The sequence below is a fragment of the Candidatus Dadabacteria bacterium genome (genome assembly GCA_026705445.1).
Lineage (GTDB): Bacteria > Desulfobacterota_D > UBA1144 > Nemesobacterales > Nemesobacteraceae > Nemesobacter.
In genome coordinates this window covers 35,112-53,579 of the sequence record JAPPAR010000022.1, presented here as the reverse complement: position 1 = coordinate 53,579, position 18,468 = coordinate 35,112, and the positions used below count along the sequence as shown (strand labels likewise).

Annotated in this window: 18 protein-coding genes and 1 pseudogene; 4 read left to right on the top strand and 15 right to left on the bottom strand. The window is 50.1% G+C overall.

Going from position 1 to position 18,468, the window contains the following annotated elements; translation table 11 throughout:
* Positions 1-2: 2 nt before the first annotated feature.
* Genes OXG75_05780 through carB form a run of 5 tightly spaced genes read right to left on the bottom strand, consistent with a single transcriptional unit; the run spans position 3 to position 5,482 of the window.
* Positions 3-635, bottom strand: coding sequence for a riboflavin synthase (locus tag OXG75_05780; GenBank protein ID MCY3625479.1), 633 nt, complete (start codon positions 633-635; stop codon positions 3-5).
* A complete protein-coding gene (gene lspA / locus OXG75_05775) occupies positions 636-1,184 on the bottom strand; it encodes a signal peptidase II (protein MCY3625478.1) in 549 nt (182 codons plus the stop codon).
* Positions 1,185-1,187: 3 nt separating this feature from the next.
* A complete protein-coding gene (locus OXG75_05770; GenBank protein ID MCY3625477.1) occupies positions 1,188-1,769 on the bottom strand; it encodes an energy transducer TonB in 582 nt (193 codons plus the stop codon).
* 8 nt (positions 1,770-1,777) lie between these two features.
* Entirely contained in the window at positions 1,778-2,254 is a 477-nt protein-coding gene (gene greA / locus OXG75_05765) for a transcription elongation factor GreA (protein ID MCY3625476.1), read from the bottom strand.
* A 39-nt stretch (positions 2,255-2,293) separates the two neighbouring features.
* Positions 2,294-5,482: a carbamoyl-phosphate synthase large subunit gene (gene carB, locus OXG75_05760; GenBank protein ID MCY3625475.1), complete on the bottom strand. Its 3,189-nt coding sequence runs from the start codon at positions 5,480-5,482 to the stop codon at positions 2,294-2,296.
* A gap of 144 nt (positions 5,483-5,626) precedes the next feature.
* On the opposite strand from carB, the gene OXG75_05755 reads away from it, so the two are divergent.
* Positions 5,627-6,238: a hypothetical protein gene (locus OXG75_05755; GenBank protein ID MCY3625474.1), complete on the top strand. Its 612-nt coding sequence runs from the start codon at positions 5,627-5,629 to the stop codon at positions 6,236-6,238.
* 359 nt (positions 6,239-6,597) lie between these two features.
* Here the strand turns inward: OXG75_05755 and OXG75_05750 are convergent, their stop codons facing one another.
* From OXG75_05750 to OXG75_05725, 6 genes are all read right to left on the bottom strand, one after another.
* Entirely contained in the window at positions 6,598-6,990 is a 393-nt protein-coding gene (locus tag OXG75_05750; protein ID MCY3625473.1) for a hypothetical protein, read from the bottom strand.
* Positions 6,983-7,216, bottom strand: coding sequence for a DUF1902 domain-containing protein (locus OXG75_05745; protein ID MCY3625472.1), 234 nt, complete (start codon positions 7,214-7,216; stop codon positions 6,983-6,985). Before OXG75_05745 ends, OXG75_05750 begins: the two co-directional genes overlap by 8 nt.
* A gap of 68 nt (positions 7,217-7,284) precedes the next feature.
* Positions 7,285-9,165: a phosphomethylpyrimidine synthase ThiC gene (thiC, locus tag OXG75_05740; protein MCY3625471.1), complete on the bottom strand. Its 1,881-nt coding sequence runs from the start codon at positions 9,163-9,165 to the stop codon at positions 7,285-7,287.
* A 238-nt stretch (positions 9,166-9,403) separates the two neighbouring features.
* Positions 9,404-9,814 carry a type II toxin-antitoxin system VapC family toxin gene (locus tag OXG75_05735; protein ID MCY3625470.1) on the bottom strand — a complete coding sequence of 137 codons (411 nt, stop codon included), beginning with the start codon at positions 9,812-9,814 and terminating at the stop codon, positions 9,404-9,406.
* Complete coding sequence (vapB, locus tag OXG75_05730; protein ID MCY3625469.1) at positions 9,811-10,050, bottom strand: type II toxin-antitoxin system VapB family antitoxin; 240 nt, start codon at positions 10,048-10,050, stop codon at positions 9,811-9,813. The genes OXG75_05735 and vapB overlap by 4 nt, the downstream gene beginning before the upstream one ends.
* A gap of 185 nt (positions 10,051-10,235) precedes the next feature.
* Complete coding sequence (locus OXG75_05725; protein MCY3625468.1) at positions 10,236-11,336, bottom strand: PQQ-dependent sugar dehydrogenase; 1,101 nt, start codon at positions 11,334-11,336, stop codon at positions 10,236-10,238.
* A 294-nt stretch (positions 11,337-11,630) separates the two neighbouring features.
* On the opposite strand from OXG75_05725, the pseudogene tsaD reads away from it, so the two are divergent.
* Positions 11,631-12,569: pseudogene (gene tsaD, locus OXG75_05720) on the top strand (tRNA (adenosine(37)-N6)-threonylcarbamoyltransferase complex transferase subunit TsaD).
* Positions 12,570-12,637: 68 nt separating this feature from the next.
* On the opposite strand, the gene OXG75_05715 reads toward tsaD, so the two are convergent.
* On the bottom strand, positions 12,638-12,940 hold the full coding sequence (locus tag OXG75_05715; GenBank protein MCY3625467.1) for a Dabb family protein: 303 nt from the start codon (positions 12,938-12,940) through the stop codon (positions 12,638-12,640).
* A 195-nt stretch (positions 12,941-13,135) separates the two neighbouring features.
* The gene (locus OXG75_05710; GenBank protein ID MCY3625466.1) at positions 13,136-13,438 is read right to left on the bottom strand and encodes a Dabb family protein; all 303 of its coding nucleotides are present in this window, start codon (positions 13,436-13,438) and stop codon (positions 13,136-13,138) included.
* A 155-nt stretch (positions 13,439-13,593) separates the two neighbouring features.
* Here OXG75_05710 and OXG75_05705 point away from each other — a divergent pair, with 155 nt between their 5' ends.
* Positions 13,594-16,320, top strand: coding sequence for a cyclic nucleotide-binding domain-containing protein (locus tag OXG75_05705; protein ID MCY3625465.1), 2,727 nt, complete (start codon positions 13,594-13,596; stop codon positions 16,318-16,320).
* A gap of 9 nt (positions 16,321-16,329) precedes the next feature.
* On the opposite strand, the gene OXG75_05700 is transcribed toward OXG75_05705, so the two are convergent.
* Positions 16,330-16,722 (bottom strand): hypothetical protein, encoded by a 393-nt coding sequence (locus OXG75_05700; protein ID MCY3625464.1) that lies wholly within the window; start codon positions 16,720-16,722, stop codon positions 16,330-16,332.
* On the bottom strand, positions 16,694-17,470 hold the full coding sequence (locus OXG75_05695; protein ID MCY3625463.1) for a type III pantothenate kinase: 777 nt from the start codon (positions 17,468-17,470) through the stop codon (positions 16,694-16,696). The genes OXG75_05700 and OXG75_05695 overlap by 29 nt, the downstream gene beginning before the upstream one ends.
* A gap of 265 nt (positions 17,471-17,735) precedes the next feature.
* Here OXG75_05695 and OXG75_05690 point away from each other — a divergent pair, with 265 nt between their 5' ends.
* Positions 17,736-18,449 carry a hypothetical protein gene (locus OXG75_05690; GenBank protein ID MCY3625462.1) on the top strand — a complete coding sequence of 238 codons (714 nt, stop codon included), beginning with the start codon at positions 17,736-17,738 and terminating at the stop codon, positions 18,447-18,449.
* Positions 18,450-18,468 lie beyond the last annotated feature (19 nt).

The window sequence follows — 18,468 nt, the reverse complement described above, 5'->3', positions numbered from 1 at the left end:
ACCTACAATTTTCTTCCGACGGGAGAACCCTCGGCAGGGGGGTTTGTGCCGGAGAGCATTTTCTCAACGTACTTGCCTATTATGTCGCACTCTATATTGACTTCCCTGCCACGGCGAAATTCGGAAAAAGTCGTTTCCCGAAGCGTGTAGGGAATTATGTTTACCGAAAACTCAGTGTCTTTTACCGAATTGACGGTGAGACTTACGCCGTCAACAGCGATTGATCCTTTTTCGACCACATATTTCGCAAGCGATGCGGGAATTGAAAAAGAAAAAACCTTGGATTCTCCTACCGGAGTAATGGACTGAACGACACCAACTCCGTCCACATGGCCCGTGACGATATGTCCACCCATCCTGTCTCCGACCCGAAGAGATCTCTCGAGATTCACTCCGCTCCCCGTCCGGAGGCCGGAGAGGTTTGTCCTGGAAAGCGTTTCGTGGGACGCATCAACGGAAAAACTACCGTCTCCCGCGGAAACCACAGTAAGACATACGCCGTTTACGGCCACGCTCTCTCCCAGATCCAGTTCCCCGGCATCAATCTTCCGAACCCCGATTCTTAAAAGAACGCCCTTGTCCTTTTTCTCAAGTGCCTGCACCGCGCCAATGTCCTCAACTATACCGCTGAACATCTAACTCTCCTTGTCCCTCCACACGACTCCGGAAATCAGGATCGAAATCGCCCCGACCGTGATCGCAGAGTCGGCCACGTTAAAAGGGGGCCAGAGCAACTGCGGGTTCCCCGGCCAGTAGACTGCGATAAAATCGGTCACGTATCCGTAGGCAAACCTGTCTATTGAGTTTCCAATAGCTCCCCCCAGCACCAGAGCAATGGCATATCGAAAAATTCTCTGCTCCTCTTCAAGTCTGCGAAGAAAGAAAAAAATCACTGCCAGAACCAGAACGAAAACAACTATGTAAAAGTAAAGCCTTATATCTTCAGACATGTTCCTTAACATGCCAAACGCGATTCCCGGATTTCGCAAGTGCGTTATATCGAACCATGAAAACACGTTTATGCTCGATAGAAACGGCACGTGGGCCTTAACGAGCCACTTGGTCATCTGGTCAAGCAATACTACCAGAAAGGATATGACTAATACGTTTGAATAATTTCTCATGAAAAAAACAAGGAATCCCGACCCCGAAAGAAATCCCGCAAGCCCACGGCAGACGCTCAAACCTTATTCAAGCCGAAACTCTATCGGAACCTTGACCCAGCTTGAAACCGCTTTGAAACCCCTTTGCGCCGGGACGAATTTCCACTTTTTTACCGCCTTCAAAGCGGCATTGTCAAGAATCTTGTGACCCGAGGATTTGAAAACGGTTACTTCCTCGGGCTCCCCGTTCGGAAGCACATGCACATCAAGCAGCACGCTGCCCTCGTAACCGCGCATTATGGCGCGCGTGGGGTAAGAGGGCCTGGGAGTATGACCGTAAGACGGCCTCGCGGTGGCGGCATAATTCTCTTCGGACTGCTCCGGGGCGGGTTTTGCCTCCTTTTTAAGCGCCAGGGAATCATCCCGCTTTTTCACTTTTTCTACGACTTTTTCTTTTTTCTTCTTAACAACCTTCTTTTTCTTTACGACTTTTTTTGTGGGGGCGGGCTTTTTGAACTCAAAATGTCTCAGGGACACTTCTATGTGATCGCCGTATACGGGAACGCTTTTCTGCACGACAATCTTCCCCCAGGCAACAGATATAAGAACATGGAAGACAACTGAAAACAGTATGAATTTCCTGAGATTGTCAACCGGTCTGCCCATAGCAGATACTATTCTATATCAATAACCAGAAATTCCTTAATTCCTCCGGGAGCTCTGACCTGTATCTCGTCATCAACCCTCTTTCCGATAAGCGCGCTGCCGACCGGAGAGGTGACCGATATAAAGCCTTTTTCGGGTTCTGATTCATCCTCTCCCACAAGCCTGTACTTTTTTATGTCCCCGGAATCAATATCCTCCACCGTAACCGTAAGACCGAAAACCACCCTGTCCCGCGAAGTGATTTTCTCGGGATCAATTACTTCCGCGCGGCTAAGACGGTCTTCTATTTCCTGTATCTTTCCCTCTATGAACGACTGTTTCTGCTTGGCGGTCTCGTACTCGGCGTTTTCGGAAAGATCCCCTAGGGACCTGGCATATTCTATAAGCCTGATTACTTCCTGTCTCTCGACGGTCTTTAATCTGTGAAGTTCATCCCGAAGCTTTTTCCAGCCTTCAGGAGTAATTAAAACTCTTTGGACACTCATTAAGATCTCCTCCTCGCCTCAGTCATACCCCACTTAAAATTAATAGTAGCTTTGCAGGGCCTTTACGTCGAGACCGATTCTCACCAGGGCCTCAATGGCACCGATTCCGGCGACCGCGCCAGCCAAGGTGGTGAAGTAAGGAACGTTGTTTACAAGCGCGGTTCTTCTTATCGAATAGGACTGCGCAATCTCCTCTTTCCCGAAAGTGGTATTTACAACCAGCTGCACCTCACCGTTTTTAAGGTGATCGACTATGTGAGGGCGACCCTGTTTAACTTTGTTCACCGTTTGGGAAAATATACCATTTTTATTGAGAAATTCAGATGTACCCCCTGTAGCCATTATATCAAAACCGGCATCGCTCAGCCTCCGGGCTATGTCAAGCATCTTCTCTGACTTGTCCTCGTCTTTTACGCTTATGAAAGCCACTCCGCCTGAGGGAAGGCTGTTGCCGGCCGCAATCTGGGACTTGGCAAACGCCTGGTCAAGGTCAGGGGCAATTCCCATGACCTCGCCGGTGGATTTCATTTCCGGGCCCAGAATCGTGTCAACCTCCGGGAATTTGAGAAAAGGAAAGACCGATTCCTTTACGCAGTAGTGCCCGGGTACGATTTCCCGGGTGTAGCCGAGTTCCTCAAGGGATTTTCCTGTCATCACCTTGGTGCCTATCTTGGCCAGCTGAACCCCTATGGCCTTGCTAACGAAGGGAACGGTGCGGCTTGCCCTGGGATTTACCTCGATTATGTAAACCTCTCCGTCCTTTACGGCAAACTGAATGTTGACAAGTCCTTTTACATCCAGAGAAAGCGCAAGTTTTTTCGTCTGGGATTTTATTTCCTCCACTATTTCGGGACTTATAGAGAACGGGGGAAGAATCGCCGCGCTGTCTCCGGAATGAACCCCCGCTTCCTCTATATGCTCAAGCACCCCGCCCACGACAACGGTTTTCCCGTCGCAAACCGCGTCCACGTCGACTTCCTTTGCATCCTTGAGAAACTTGTCTATCAGTATCGGGTGGTTTGGCGAGACGCTCGCGGCTTCCCGTATGTAAGTCCGAAGAGACTCCTCGTCGTAAACTATCTCCATGGCGCGCCCGCCCAGAACATAAGACGGGCGGACCATGACCGGATATCCGATTTCGCTTGCTATGCCGATGGCTTCCCCTTCGCTTCTCGCGGTATCGCTCTGGGGCTGGAGGAGTCCCAGATCCGAAACGAGCTTTCTGAACCTGTCGCGGTCCTCAGCAAGGTCTATGCTCTCAGGGGAAGTGCCTATTATCCTCACCCCCTGCTCCTCAAGCGCAAGGGCCAGGCGAAGCGGTGTCTGGCCTCCAAGGTGAACTATGACTCCCCATGGGTCTTCCCTTCTTATAAGAGCCAGCGTGTCTTCAAGGGTAAGCGGCTCGAAGTAAAGCCTGTCCGAAGTATCATAATCCGTGCTCACGGTCTCGGGATTGCAGTTAACCATAATGGCCTCGTATCCTTCTTCCCGGAGCGCGAAAGACGCGTGCACGCAGCAGTAGTCAAACTCTATTCCCTGGCCTATGCGGTTCGGCCCGCCGCCGAGTATAACTACTTTTTTCCTGTCCGTGGGAGGCGCTTCGCTTTCGCTGTCGAAAGTAGAATAAAGATAAGGTGTGTAAGCCTCAAATTCGGCGGCGCAGGTATCAACCATCTTAAAAGCAGGCTCAATTCCCTCGCTCAGGCGAAAATCCCTCACTTTCCCTTCTTCAGCGCAAAGAATCTTCGCGATCTCAATGTCGGAAAAACCGCGGCGCTTGGCCTCGAGCATGGTTTCGCTGTTGAGCCCGTCCTCGGCAATATCCGACTCGAAATCGACAATCTGCTTTATATTCCGAAGAAACCAGGGATCCACGTGAGAAATCGAGTAGATATCCTCCAAGTCCATGCCCAGACGAAACGCGTCGGCTATATACCACAGCCGCCGAGGGGAGGGAACCCTGAGTTCCTCCCTTACCTCTTCGAGGTCCCGAGATACCTTCTCGAAACCGTGGGAATCTATTTCAAGGGATCTCATCGCCTTCTGCAGGGACTCCTTGAAGGTTCTCCCGATTGACATGGCTTCACCCACGGATTTCATCTGCGTTGTAAGAGTTGGACTTGTCTGCGGGAACTTTTCAAACGCGAACCTCGGTATTTTCACCACAACGTAATCTATCGTCGGTTCAAAAGACGCGGGGGTGTACTTCGTTATGTCGTTTGAGATCTCATCGAGCGAATAGCCTACCGCGAGCTTCGCGGCTATCTTGGCAATCGGAAACCCGGTGGCTTTTGAGGCAAGCGCGGAACTTCGCGAGACCCTGGGGTTCATCTCTATCACCATCATGCGCCCGTCTGCGGGGTTGACGGCGAACTGGATGTTGGAACCTCCGGTCTCAACGCCGATTTCCCTTATTATGGCTATGGACGCGTCGCGCATATGCTGATATTCCTTGTCGGTGAGGGTCTGGGCGGGAGCTACGGTTATGCTGTCCCCCGTGTGAACACCCATGGCGTCGAAATTCTCTATGGAACAGATTATGACGACGTTATCCATGTGATCCCGCATCACTTCGTACTCAAACTCCTTCCACCCCACTATGGACTCCTCTATGAGTATCTCGCTTGACGGGGAGCTTTCTATGCCCGCCCTGGCAAACTCCTCGAATTCCTCCCGGTTGTAGGCAACGCTTCCGCCGGTTCCGCCAAGGGTGAAGGAAGGCCGTATGATGACCGGAAACCCTATATCGTCCACGACCTCCCAGGCCTCCCGCATGTTGTGCGCGATACCGCTTCTGGGCACCTCAAGGCCTATGTCAGCTATGGCTTTTTTGAAAAGATCCCTGTTTTCCGCCTTCTGTATCGCAGGGATTTTTGCGCCTATGAGTTCCACGCCGTGGCGTTTGAGCACGCCGGATTCAGCAAGCGAAACGGCAAGATTAAGGGCGGTCTGTCCGCCTATTGTAGGAAGTAGGGCGTCGGGCTTTTCCTTCTCTATTATTTTTTCCAGTATTTCGGGAACGAGCGGTTCCACGTAAGTGCTGTCGGCAAAGTCAGGGTCAGTCATTATGGTAGCCGGATTGCTGTTTACCAGAACGACCCTGTAGCCCTCTTCCCTCAGTACCTTGCAGGCCTGGGTGCCTGAATAGTCAAACTCGCAGGCCTGTCCTATAACTATCGGACCGGATCCGATGACCATTATGGTTTTTATGTCAGTTCGCTTGGGCATGGAACGGAAAAGCTTCTAATCGGGTTGCAAATATATACTCAATAACGTGCTTACAGGCAATATAAAGAACCTTCCGTCGGGGAGACTGTTCCTGTTTTGCGGTGCAGGTTTTCGTTTGTCTTAACATCTCTGTACAATGTATCCATGAATGACGGGTTGCCCCAGCACGAAATCGAGCTGCTTAATGGCAAGGAACCGTTTCACGGGCCGGGGATCACGCAACCGCTGCTGCTGATTGATTACTGGAGGTGGCAAGGTTCGGCGCTTCTTGACAACACCTCTCGCGGCATCATGGCAGAATTTCTCGTCGCCATGGCACTGGATCTCCAAAGAAAACCGAGAAGAGAGTGGGATGAGTCTGATATCCGCATGGCATCCGGCAGCTCAATTGAAGTCAAAAGTTCCGCGTACGTGCAGTCGTGGGAACAAGCCAAACCCTCCGTTATTGAGTTCGGCATTGCTCCTCACAGAAGCTGGAACGCCGAAACCGGAGAATACAGAGAAGGCGTCAAGCGTTGGGCTGATATCTACATATTCTGCGTTTTCACAGGGGAAAAGCCTCTTCACTCACTTGATACAAGCAAGTGGGATTTCTATGTTCTTCCAACGGAGGTGCTTGATCGAGAAGTTCCCGAGCAGAAAACCATTCGTTTGAGTTCTCTTGAAAAGCTCTCACCGCGCAGATGCCGTTATGCGGAACTGAAAAAGACGATTTCAGATGTCGAAAACGGTATAAAAAGCGAAACGTCCCTCTGACCCCGAAGCTCGCTCCATTTCTCAATAAGCAGTGTTAAGGCCAACTGAAGGGTTCCGTCGTTGTAAAGCTGCACAAGGGGATGGTTGTCTTTCCCAGCAAATCCACAGCTTCCCTTGAATGGCTGAACATATTCCCTATAACTCGTACAATCATCATGCATGCTCATACGGTGGCACTTGACCGGAAACACAAGGAGCAAAGATCAGACTTAGCTGCCTGAAGAAGCCCTCCGTAAAATACAACCTTGAGAAAAATAAGATGTCGAGCGGCAAGTTTTCTTTCCCTCAGTCTGTGGCATAGGTAACCTAATGTGGATAGGAACCCTGCTATATCGGACTCCCCGTCTGCTGGCATATGTCTATTCAACCACTGCGAGACCGAACTGGTAACGCTTCCATTCTTCAGCGAAGCTGTTGGCCTGCTCCTTGTCCGATTCATCCGCGAACAGGAGACCGTCGGGCACATCCTGTCTTCCCTGTGCGGCAAGATTCTGCTGTCTCAGACTTGATGCCCAGCCGAGGCATTCGAGCATGGGCCAGATCAGGTCTGTTTCCGTCTGGCTTTCGTTGGGTTTCTGTCCGACAGGAAACCTGCTGAATATCTCCCTTAGGGATTCATAAAAACTTTCTACCGAATCAGAATCAAGATCTTTCCAGTCGGGCAGTTCGCTTATAGACTGACTGAGAAAATCATGAGAAAAAAGACTTCCACGAAAAGGTTTCCCGTTATCCACAGTTAAAAAATCACCCATTCACAAAACTGCTGGAATCTCCAAGATGAGCATTTAAAATGACCGGCGAGTCTTTCTGTTCGACAAGATGAGAATTCTCCTCCAGTAATTCAGGGACAATCACATTCAGAAGATTGCAAAGCTCATTCAAATTGCGTGCTTCAACTGCTAGTCCAGGTATACCCTCACTTGTCGCAACCCACATATCTTCATGCCACTTGGCTTCAATCGTGAAGACGCTATCCATAACATCCTTACTGACATACCGTCAAAGAAAAGACAGCCTTGTCAATACTCATATAGCTGCCGGTCAGCTTAATCCGGACACTCAACGTATATCTCTTTCCCCTTATCCGCAAATTCCCTCGCCTTGGAATCAAGCCCCTTCTGAACGGCGTCCATCTCCGAGAGACCTTGCTCCCTCGCGTAATCCCTTATATCCTGCGTGATCTTCATCGAGCAGAATTTCGGACCGCACATGGAGCAGAAATGCGCAACCTTTGCCCCTTCGGCAGGGAGGGTCTCGTCGTGAAACTCGCGCGCCGTATCCGGATCAAGAGAGAGATTGAACTGATCATTCCACCGGAATTCGAACCTGGCCTTGCTTAGCACGTTGTCGCGAAGCTGTGCCGTGGGATGACCCTTCGCAAGATCCGCCGCGTGCGCGGCGATCTTATAGGTTATGACTCCGTCCTTTACGTCCTTTTTATTCGGAAGACCGAGATGCTCCTTCGGGGTGACGTAACAGAGCATAGCAGTTCCGTACCATCCTATCATCGCCGCCCCTATGGCAGAAGTTATGTGGTCATAGCCGGGTGCTATGTCGGTAACTAAAGGACCCAGAGTGTAAAAGGGAGCTTCTCCACATATCTCAAGCTCCTTGGTCACGTTCTCCCTTATCATTTGCATGGGGATGTGTCCCGGACCTTCTATCATAACCTGAACATCGTGCTTCCAGGCTATCTGGGTAAGTTCTCCGAGGGTATCAAGCTCGGCGAACTGCGCAGCGTCGTTCGCGTCGGCTATGGAGCCCGGCCGAAGGCCGTCACCCAGAGAAAACGCTATGTCGTATGCTCTCATTATCTCGCAGATCTCTTCGAAATTGGTGTAGAGAAAGCTTTCCTTGTGATGCGAGAGACACCACTTGGCCATTATCGACCCGCCTCTTGAAACTATCCCAGTGACCCTGTCGACGGTAAGCGGAATGTAGCGAAGGAGCACTCCCGCATGTATCGTGAAGTAGTCAACTCCCTGCTCCGCCTGCTCTATGAGTGTATCCCTGTAAATCTCCCAGGTAAGTTCCTCCGGTTTTCCCTTAACCTTTTCAAGGGCCTGGTATATGGGAACGGTTCCCACGGGAACCGGGGCATTTCTTATTATCCACTCTCTGGTTTCGTGGATGTTGTCCCCGGTCGAGAGATCCATTATGGTGTCGGCTCCCCACCGGCATGCCCAGACTGCTTTTTCTACCTCCTCCTCAATGCTTGAGGTGACGGCGGAATTTCCGATGTTCGCGTTTATTTTCACGAGAAAATTGCGCCCTATTATCATGGGCTCGCTTTCCGGGTGGTTTATGTTGTTCGGAATTATGGCGCGCCCCGCGGCAACCTCTTCCCTTACGAACTCGGGGGTGATAGGGCTGGTCTGAATACGCGCGTCGAAATCTACTCCCTCGTGGTAAGCCCCGAGGTGTCCGTAGACCTCCCTCATCTTGTCGATTCTCTGGTTCTCCCTTATGGCGATATACTCCATCTCGGGCGTTATGATTCCCTTTTTCGCGTAGTGCATCTGGGTTACGTTTCGCGATGGCGCGGCACGAAGGGGTTTTCTTATGTTCCCGAAAGTTATCCCGTTTGCACTCTCAAGTCTTTTCCTGGCAAATTCCGAGGAGAAATCGGGCAGTTCCTGAACATCTCCCCGATCTCTGATCCACTTTTCGCGAAGCGGCGGAAGACCTCTGTGAACGTCAATATCGAAATCGGGATCGGTATAGGGGCCGCTGGTATCGTAAAGGGTTATCTTGAAGCGATCAGCGTCTGGGGCATCCGAGAGGAGATCGTCGGTTTCAACCTCCCTCATGGCCACCTTTATGTCGTGGATCTTTCCGTCCACGTATACCTTTTTTGATTTGGGAAAGGGGTCTCTGGTTATCACGGACCCGGCAGGTATTTTTTCTTTTTTCCGAGAAGAACTCATGAGCAATGGCTCCCTTGCAAAAAACGCTTCGGACATTGATTAGTTTAGGGGATTATAGGGTCCTTTACAAATAATTTTGGATCGTGGTTTCAAGTTCGTAACGCCACACCCGATTTAAATCAAAAGGAACGTTTGAATGAGAAAACCAAAGCAACTTACATATGGTAGAAAGATATCGGATTCACATTAACAGATCTGAATTCGCATAGAGTAATTTGAGGAAGCAGTCCAAGCCGAATCAGGCGGAGAACCAGTTTTCCAGCCGGAGATCTTCCACCTGGGAAAAATGCTTCTGGTTGTTGGTTACAAGCGTAGCGTTAATTATAAGGGCATGGGAAGCGATCATCGCATCAGCAAATCCGATGGGGCTTCCTTTTCTGAGCAGCGACGACTGCGTAACGGCGAATCGGTCCGCGCATTCAGTCGTCCAGTCGGCCACGTAATCAAGGCGTTCGCAGACCTTATCAATGCGCGCGTGGTATTTTGCGGAACCGACGCGCTCGGCACCAAACCGCAACTCCTGGTAGGTGATAACTGACATGCAGAGAATGTGGCCCTCAGCGGCCCGGTTCTCAAGGGTCTCCAGAATAGACCGCGAATGTTGCCGCATTATGTAACTGCAGATATTGGTGTCAAGCATGTAGGTCATTCAAATTTTCCCCGGCTTTCGTCAATCGCGAACAAATCTGGACGCTCTGCCAGGAAATCATCGCCTACCGGTTCGCTTTCTTCATTCAGAGTCAACCAGGACTTGCGTACGGGTTCCAGGATCAGTTTCTGACCCGCCTTCCTCACGGTCAGTTCGGTCACTCCCTCAAAAGCAAAATCCTTCGGAATGCGAACGGCTTGGCTACGACCATTTTTAAAGATTTTTGCAGTGGGCATGGTCACCTCCTGTATTGATATATCACAGTATATACCATGTGGCGGTACATGGCAATATCGATTGGGAAGCTTTTTTTGAAGACCAAACGTTTGCTCTTTGGAACAACACCCGCAATGCAGGATATAGTTGCGTTTAGAACTCGAAACTACAGATAACAAAAAGGCTTCGGCGATGCTGCAATCTGTCAGCGGGAAATCCTGTAAACGGCTCCCCTGCGGTCATCGGATACGAGCAGTGCTCCGTCGGGGGCAACCAGAACGTCAACCGGCCTTCCCCAAGCAGTTCCGTCACTCCCAAGCCACCCATGTGCGAACACATCGTATGAAGCCGCGTTCCCCGATTCGTCAAGGCGCACTGATGTCACTCTGTAACCTATGGGCACGCTTCTGTTCCATGAGCCGTGCTCCGCGATGAAAATCACGTTTTTCCAAGATGCGGGGAACATGAAACCCGTATAGAACCGCATGCCAAGCGCCGCAACGTGCGCGGGGAACTCCCACTGGGGAGGAGTAAATTCATCGCAGCCGCGCTCCGAACCGAACTGCGGATCCTGAACATCTGTCCCGTGGCAGTAGGGAAAACCGAAATGAAGTCCGGCTTCCCCGGCACGGTTAAGTTCGTCCGGAGGGCTGTTATCATTAATTCGCTGGTCTCTGCTGATGTTATCCCTTCCGTTATCTGTAAACCAAAGCACACCAGATTCCGGATGCCAGTCAAAACCCACGGTGTTTCTCACTCCATGGGCGAAAACCTCAAGATTCGTTCCATCGGGATTGACCCTCAGGATCGCTGCGTAACGCTCGTCGCCCCTTTTGCAGACGTTGCACGGCGCTCCGACCGGAACATAGAGTTTTCCGTCCGGTCCGAACCGGATGAATTTCCACCCATGATGCGTATCCCTGAGAAGCGTATCAATGACGACTACGGGGACTGGAGGAGATGAGAGACGGCTTTCGATTCCGTCATAGCGGAGAATCCGGCTTATTTCCGCGACATAAAGTGCCCCGTCCCGAAACGCAACACCGTTTGGAGTATTGAGGTTGTCCGCAATTATATGGACAGTTTCGGCGTAGTTATCACCGTCCGTATCGCTAAGGGCATACACGGTTTTAGACCTAGTACCGATAAACAATGTGCCATCGGCTCCAAGAGCAAGCGAGCGTGCACCGGGCACTTCGTTTGAATAAAGGGAGATCGAAAAACCCTCGGGAAGGGATATGCCCGAGAGCATTGGGTCCACGGGAATCTCCGGGGGCGCTGTTTCCCCAGGAGTTTCAGTAGGCATTGGTTCCGGATGAGGTTCCTCGGATATCGATTCTGGTGGAATCTCAACACGCTCGTCTGGGGCGGTTCTTTCCCCGCAGCCGCAGGCAGACAACAGAAAAATAAAAAGAGATGGAATCAGCACCCTGAAGATCTTCGGCATCAAAACCTCTACAATATAAAAACACTCACAACCCACCGAATGCTAACCGGAACACCTTCTCATGGAAACTGGGTAAAACCGAAAGCCATTCCCGTTCACTAAATTGAACACTTGGGTAAAGTTATTGTCCAGTTTATCAAAGAGGTCCGGTTTATGTCTTATCTCATTTTGGGTATTGAGACGTCATGCGACGAGACTTCCGCAGCAGTGGTGAGAGACGGAAAACAGATGCTCTCAAATGTGGTTTCCTCTCAAATCGACGTTCATAACGCCTTTGGCGGAGTCGTCCCGGAGATAGCGTCGCGCATGCACACGGAAATAATCCTCCAGGTAATCAATCAAGCGCTCGAGACTGCCGAGACTTCAGCGGGGGAAGTTGAAGCCATAGCGGTAACCCAGGGACCCGGGCTCATAGGTTCGCTCATGGTCGGAATTTCGACCGCGAAGGCCCTTGCGTTCTCCCATGGGAAACCCCTTGTGGGAGTAAACCATCTGGAATCGCACATAGCGGTGGCGCATCTGGAGAACGAAATTGATTTCCCGTTTGTCGCACTCATAGTTTCCGGAGGACACACGAACCTTTACATGGTAAGGGGGTTTCTTGACTTCGAACTGCTCGGAAGCACGAGAGACGATGCCGCGGGGGAGGCGTTTGACAAAGGAGCGAAGGCTCTCGGGCTCGGATATCCCGGAGGAGTCGAAATAGACAGGCTTTCAAAAAACGGCGACCCCGACGCCATCAGTTTTCCAAGACCGTTTAACAATGAATCCCCTGATTTCAGTTTCAGCGGGCTTAAAACCGCTCTTCTTAACCACATAAGGAAAAACCCGGTTAAAAGCGAAGAGAACCTCTTTGACGTATGCGCCGGGTATCAGGAAGCCATAGTGGAAACTCTTATTGACAAAACGCTTAATGCCGCGAGGAAAAACGGAGTGGGGAGCGTTGTTTTAGCAGGCGGGGTAGCCTGCAACTCAAGGTTAAGGCAGCTAAGCGAAGAGAGAATAAGAAGCAAAGGAATAAATGTTTTTATCCCCTCGCCCGCTCTTTGCACTGATAACGCGGCCATGATAGCCACGCTCGGTTACCATATGTACACAGATAACAGGGTGTCCGCACTTGATATATCTCCTTATTCAACCGCTAGACGGAGCCAGAAAAATCATGTTTCGTAGTCGACAACAACCGCATCCATAGCTACCTGCCGAACGAACTGCGCGACCTTCTGGTGCTCGGGATGCTCCTTGTAGATCTCAAGATCTTCCTGCGATTCGAACTCTGAATAAAGAGCGATATCAAACGATGTGGGAAGCTCGTTAGAATTCCTGCCGATCTCCATTGTCTTTATCTCCGGAATGACATTTTTGAGCCCTTCGAGTTCCTCCTTGATCCTGTCCATGAGCTCACCCTTGTCCGCACCTTCGTGCGAATCCTTGATCTTCCACATCACTATATGCTTTATCACTTAGGTCTCCTTGGAAAAATATCCGTACCAAGCAGTATAAACTATTTTTTCTGGAATTGCGAAAAATCCTCCATCCTGCCTAGGCAGCTATCCGGCTTTTGACAACAGAGTACATATTATGCCGGTAAAAGCGGATAACAGGGTGTCTGTGCTCGATATATCCCCTTATTCAACGGCAAGGCGGACCCAAGAAAATCACGTTTCGTATTCGACAAGAGCCACGTCCGTTCTTATCTGCCGGATGAACTTTCCGACCTTCATGTGCTCGGGATGCTTCAGGAAAACTTCATAATCTTCCTTCGAGTCGAACTCAGAATAGAGAGCTACATCGTACGTGACGGGAAGCTCACTAAAACTCTTGCCAAGCTCCATAGTCTTTATCTCCGGAACGGCGCTTTTCAATCCCTCTACTTTCTGTTTGAACTTGGCAATGAGCTCATCCTTGCTCATTCCTTCGTGCGAATCCTTCAGTTTCCACATCACCATACGTTTTATCACCTGAGTCTCCTTGGAAAAAGTTTCTGCAGTTTTTCCGAACAATGTAATTTGTTTTTAACAAAATTGCGAAAAAGCCCTTGATCTTGTCCGGACGGTCAGACGACTTCTGGCTATTAAAGTATATTATGCCAACAAAAAAGGTATGATTTGTTTTTATGTGGGAAAAAAGAGAGATATTCAGCGAACTTCCGTTCGTTTCGAATTTCGAGAAAGACAAAACCGATTTCCTGCTTAAGATAGGCGAACTGATAGAAGTGCCGGAACGCTACGTTCTCACCAAACAGTTCGAACCGAGTCATTCTTTCTACTTCCTCGTAGAGGGCCTGGTGAATTTCTCAATCAGTGTCGAAGACAGAACCAATGAATTCTCGGTGGGGAGAAGTGACGAGAAATTCACTCCCGCAGGCTGGTCGGGCTTTCGCTCTCCCAAACGCTACTACACAACGATCACATGCGAGAGGCCCTGCGTCCTGCTAAAGTGGAGTCACCAGAATCTTGAAAAATTCTTTGACCAAGAACCCCTTCTGGGACGCGAATTCCTGCTTTTCGTTCTCGGCAAAAGCATAAACCTTCTAAAACATGTCAGGGCCGAGCTTGCGGAATACAACAACGTAAACTGGGACATTGAAACGGGAAAAACGGGCGGTTTTTCCCAAGCAGGGAGATACATATCCGTACCTAACCCGCTTCAGCTTCTCAGGCAATCTCCTTTTTTCGAGATTTTCCCCGACAAGACGCTGCGCCAGCTGGCAAAAGCGACCCAGAAAAAATATTATCTAAACAACGAACCCATATTCAACCAGGGGGACACCCCCAAAGGAATAGACATACTGGCTTACGGAAAGGCGGCACTGTGCTTCTCTCCCGACGGGGCGCAGGGAGGAGTTGAGGAATCCGCCGCGCTTCATCTGATTAACCTCCCCGGATATCTGGTCGGATGGATGGGCGCCGCTCCCGCCACATCAAACGACATCACCGCTGTTGCAAGTAGAAATTCGGTTATCTATCACATAAGCGCCCGCAATCTTCATAAAATCCTGAATCAGGATCCCACCTTGGCCCTGGCTCTGGCCAGAAGACTTTTATGGCTGGTGTCAATACGGCTTCGAAATGCCCGCGCGGGGCTCATATCGCAAAGATACGAACGAGAAATACTGGCTATAAGCAACCTTATAGAGCAAAACTCCATGCAGTTAAGCGTCACCTCCCCCATCCATAAACTCGCCCACCTGCTAAACAGCCCGCTTACGCTGGATGACGCTTTTCGGCTTCTGTTCAGGCTGGAAAAAGAAGGAGAGAGCCTTGAGAGGGAGCTGTCCCGTCTCAGCCTTGATATTCTCGGAAAGATCTACAAGGAATACAACTTTTTCGAGGGACTAAAAAACGTCTATCAGTCCGTTACCGCCGCACCGGAATCGCTTTCTCCAAGTGAGATAAGAACCATGGCGGCCAAACAGTTCGTGGGCGTTTTCAAGAGCACTCCTTACGTAATCGAAGGATGGGAGAATCTGCCCGATGAACCGGGACACATCTTTATATACAATCACCTGGTGAACCATCCCTACAATACCCTTCCCAATAATTTTCAGATTACGCTCGATTCCCACTTCATAAGCTCGATGGTTCTCTACGCTAAGTACGGCGAGGCCGGGGTACGCGTCGTACGCGTCCCCAGAGCAGAAGAATACGGACACGAATACTACTACCGAAGACTCGGACATATTAACGTCTACACTGGTGAATCCAACCCTGTCGGGCAGACCCCGGAACGCAAGAAAGCGTGGAGAGAAGAATTCTACAGGACCGCAGAGAAGTATCTGAAAAAAGGCTTTAACATAGTAGTAAGCCCCGAGGGAACCAGCATGAGGACGGAGGAATCTCCCGGTCCGTTCAAGCTCGGCGCCTTTCTTCTGGCGGCATCCGTTTCGCCTGAGCCTTATATCGTTCCCATAGCGGTAGCGAACTTTGACAAGAGAATAAACCAGAACGTGTTCTCCCTGACAATAAAAAAACCTTTCAAGATATCCGATCATGTAAGGAATCCCGGGGATAACAAAGAGAAGCTCTTTGAGTTCATTAAGGAATACGGAACCGAGTACAGGAAATATGTCGAAGAGGCAGTGGGACTGGCAAAGCGCGCGGAATCCACCAAGATCAACTTAAAAACCTTCGAGCAAGTCGAAAAACAGCTCCCAGTAATCGATAAAAACCTGTTTGAACAGGACGTAAGGATGCTTGAGAGGCGCCATGTCGGGAAAAAGAGTAACGCAACGGTATTTTATGGCAGTTCAAGTTTCCGCCTCTGGAGGGGCATGGCAAGGAACTTCTTCGATTACAACGTCTTGAATCTTGGCTTCGGAGGCGCCAGAATCGCCTACTGCCTGCACTATTTCGAGCGGCTCATAAAACCGAATGACGTTAAATCCCTGGTTCTCTACGCAGGCGATAACGATATTGGAGACGGATGTCTGCCAAAACAGGTGCTGAATTTCTTTGTGGATTTTTATTATCGTTTCAGAGAGTTCTATCCCAACACAAAAATGACGTTCGTTTCAATAAAGCCGAGCCCCGTAAGATTTCATTTTCTTGACAGAATCGAGGCGTCAAACGATCTCGTAAGACAGTTCCTGTCAAGAGAACCAAATGCCTTTTACCTGAATGTTTACGACCACATGCTGGATGAAAGCGGGAATATAAGGGAGGAACTGTTCACCGAAGACGGTCTCCACATGAACAGAAAGGGGTACGCGCTATGGAAGGATCTGTTTTTGGCGAACGAAAAGGAAATTTTTTACGACCCCGGACCCGAGGAATCTGAAAGGCAAACTAAACTTCTCCCGAAAACGGAAATCCACACCCAGGCACCCTCTGATCTGGCTTGAAATAGCCCCCTACTGCCGTCCGCGCTCCCGCCCCGAAGAGGGGATTAGAACCCACATCTTTCTTTTCGAATGGCGCCCCCAGCTTGGAGAAAGCAGAATGTAATTGCCCTGAAGGAGCGGTGAACCATCGAGATTAAAAGAGAGCTTGGAGGGACCTTGGTAATTCGAAACGTACCTCCCGGAAACTGAAAAATCGGCTTTTGCCGAGCGGCACTGCCCGCAGAGAAAGGCCCAAAGGTCATTTTCCCCAAATTCGATCCCGATAGCCTTCTCCCTCTTGTCCATCCATTCCGCATTTGGAAAAACCCAGTGGCGATGACCGTCTTTGAGTCCTAGGGAAAGAACAAAACAGGTGGTTTCCGAGACGATTTTCCTAACAGAGTATCTGAGAGTTGAGTTCATGGAGCAGTCTCAGGCCGTGGAGAGCAAGGTCATTGTCGACCCGATTCACGCAGGCGCACTCCTCAGAGATCGCTTCGGCGAAACCCCCGGTCATCACGATTTCGGGAGAAGAACCCATCTCCTCCTTGAGTTTCGCGCAAAGCCCGTCAATCATCGAGGCGTAACCGTAAAACAGACCCGACTGTATGCACTCGACGGTGTCTTTGCCTATCACCTGCTCGGGCCTCTCGGGATCAACCTTCGGAAGCTTGGAAGTTCCGTGGTAAAGCGCCACCGTGGAAAGCTCGATCCCAGGGACTATGACTCCGCCCAGGTATTCTCCTTTTTCGGAAACGCAGTCAAAAGTGGTCGCCGTACCGAGATCAACCACTATCACGCTTCCACCGAAGCGGTGGTAAGCCGCAACAGCGTTTGCTATTCTGTCGGCCCCGAGCTCTTCAGGACTGTAAATCCGAATCGGCATTCCCGTTCTTGTCTCAGGACCCACAATTATAGGCCGGTGACCGAAATATTTCTCCACTAGTTTCGCCACTCCCTCCTCCATCTCGGCGACCACGCAGGAGAGTATGGCGCCGGTGAACGAGGAAGGAGATATGTCTTTCTCGTCCATCTTTCCAAACAAGATGATTCCGTAATCATCGGGGCTTTTGGTTCTGTCAGTATCCACCCTGAAGCTGTATACGAGATCCTCTCCGGAAAATATTCCGACCATTATGCTAGTGTTGCCGACATCAATTGCGAGAAGCATGGCTAATCAAGTCCGGTTATCGTGATCTGACTTGTTAATTTACAGGTGCAGGCGCTTCTGGAACAACAGGATATCGTTAATTCCGAACGCAGGTAAACCGGTTTTGAGGGGAGTATAACTTAAAAACCGGACAAACCGAAGCACTAAAATCTCCTTGGATATTGATACGAGAACGGGCCCCTAAAATAAATAAAAATTCCATAGTCTTTCCTACTACGAATTGTGTTATAGTGGAACTATTAGTCTTAAAAGGAGGGATTTTGTTATGTGGAAGTTTTACAATAGTCTTGTGTTGCGCCGTTTTCAAGGGATACGCAGTCTCGGAATTTTTGCTTTATCAGTAGCATTTTGCCTTACAGGATTGCTAGCACTCTCATCCTGTGATGATGACGATGATGAAGCGGAAGCGCAACCAATTGAGATGAGAGGATTCTACACCAGTGTTAATGCGGATGGTACAACGGATTGTACAAATGAAGACATTGACCTGCGCGAGGAAGATGCAGGAGATCTCAGCGAGCCTAACGTCAGGATCACCGCAAGGGGCGTCGCTTTTGGGTCTGCAACCTTTCTACAGGTAGGAGTAAAGGTAGGCGAAAGCGATTACAATGCCGAAACCATTTCAACCTATTACGTAAGTGAGACGGATGGAAATTTTGACAGGCCCGGAGCATATTTTCTCGTAGCAAAAACCGACGCTGACATTGAGGCAGACACGATATATACCGGTTACTGGGCCGGCTATGCCTACCGTCGCGCCGCAGATGCCACAGCCTATCAACCTGTGGTAATTTGTCCATATGTGATGGTACCAGCAGGAACTGCTGGGTTAGAAGACATAGGAGCAGGCGATTGTGGTGAAATGGGCGGAGACACCGTGCATCCCGCATTGGCAAAATATCTGACAGACGACGACGGCTTGAGGGACTGCCATAACCTTTTAGATAGTCAGGGCGTATTGTCTCCCATGAAACGATAATTGGAATACCACGAAACGG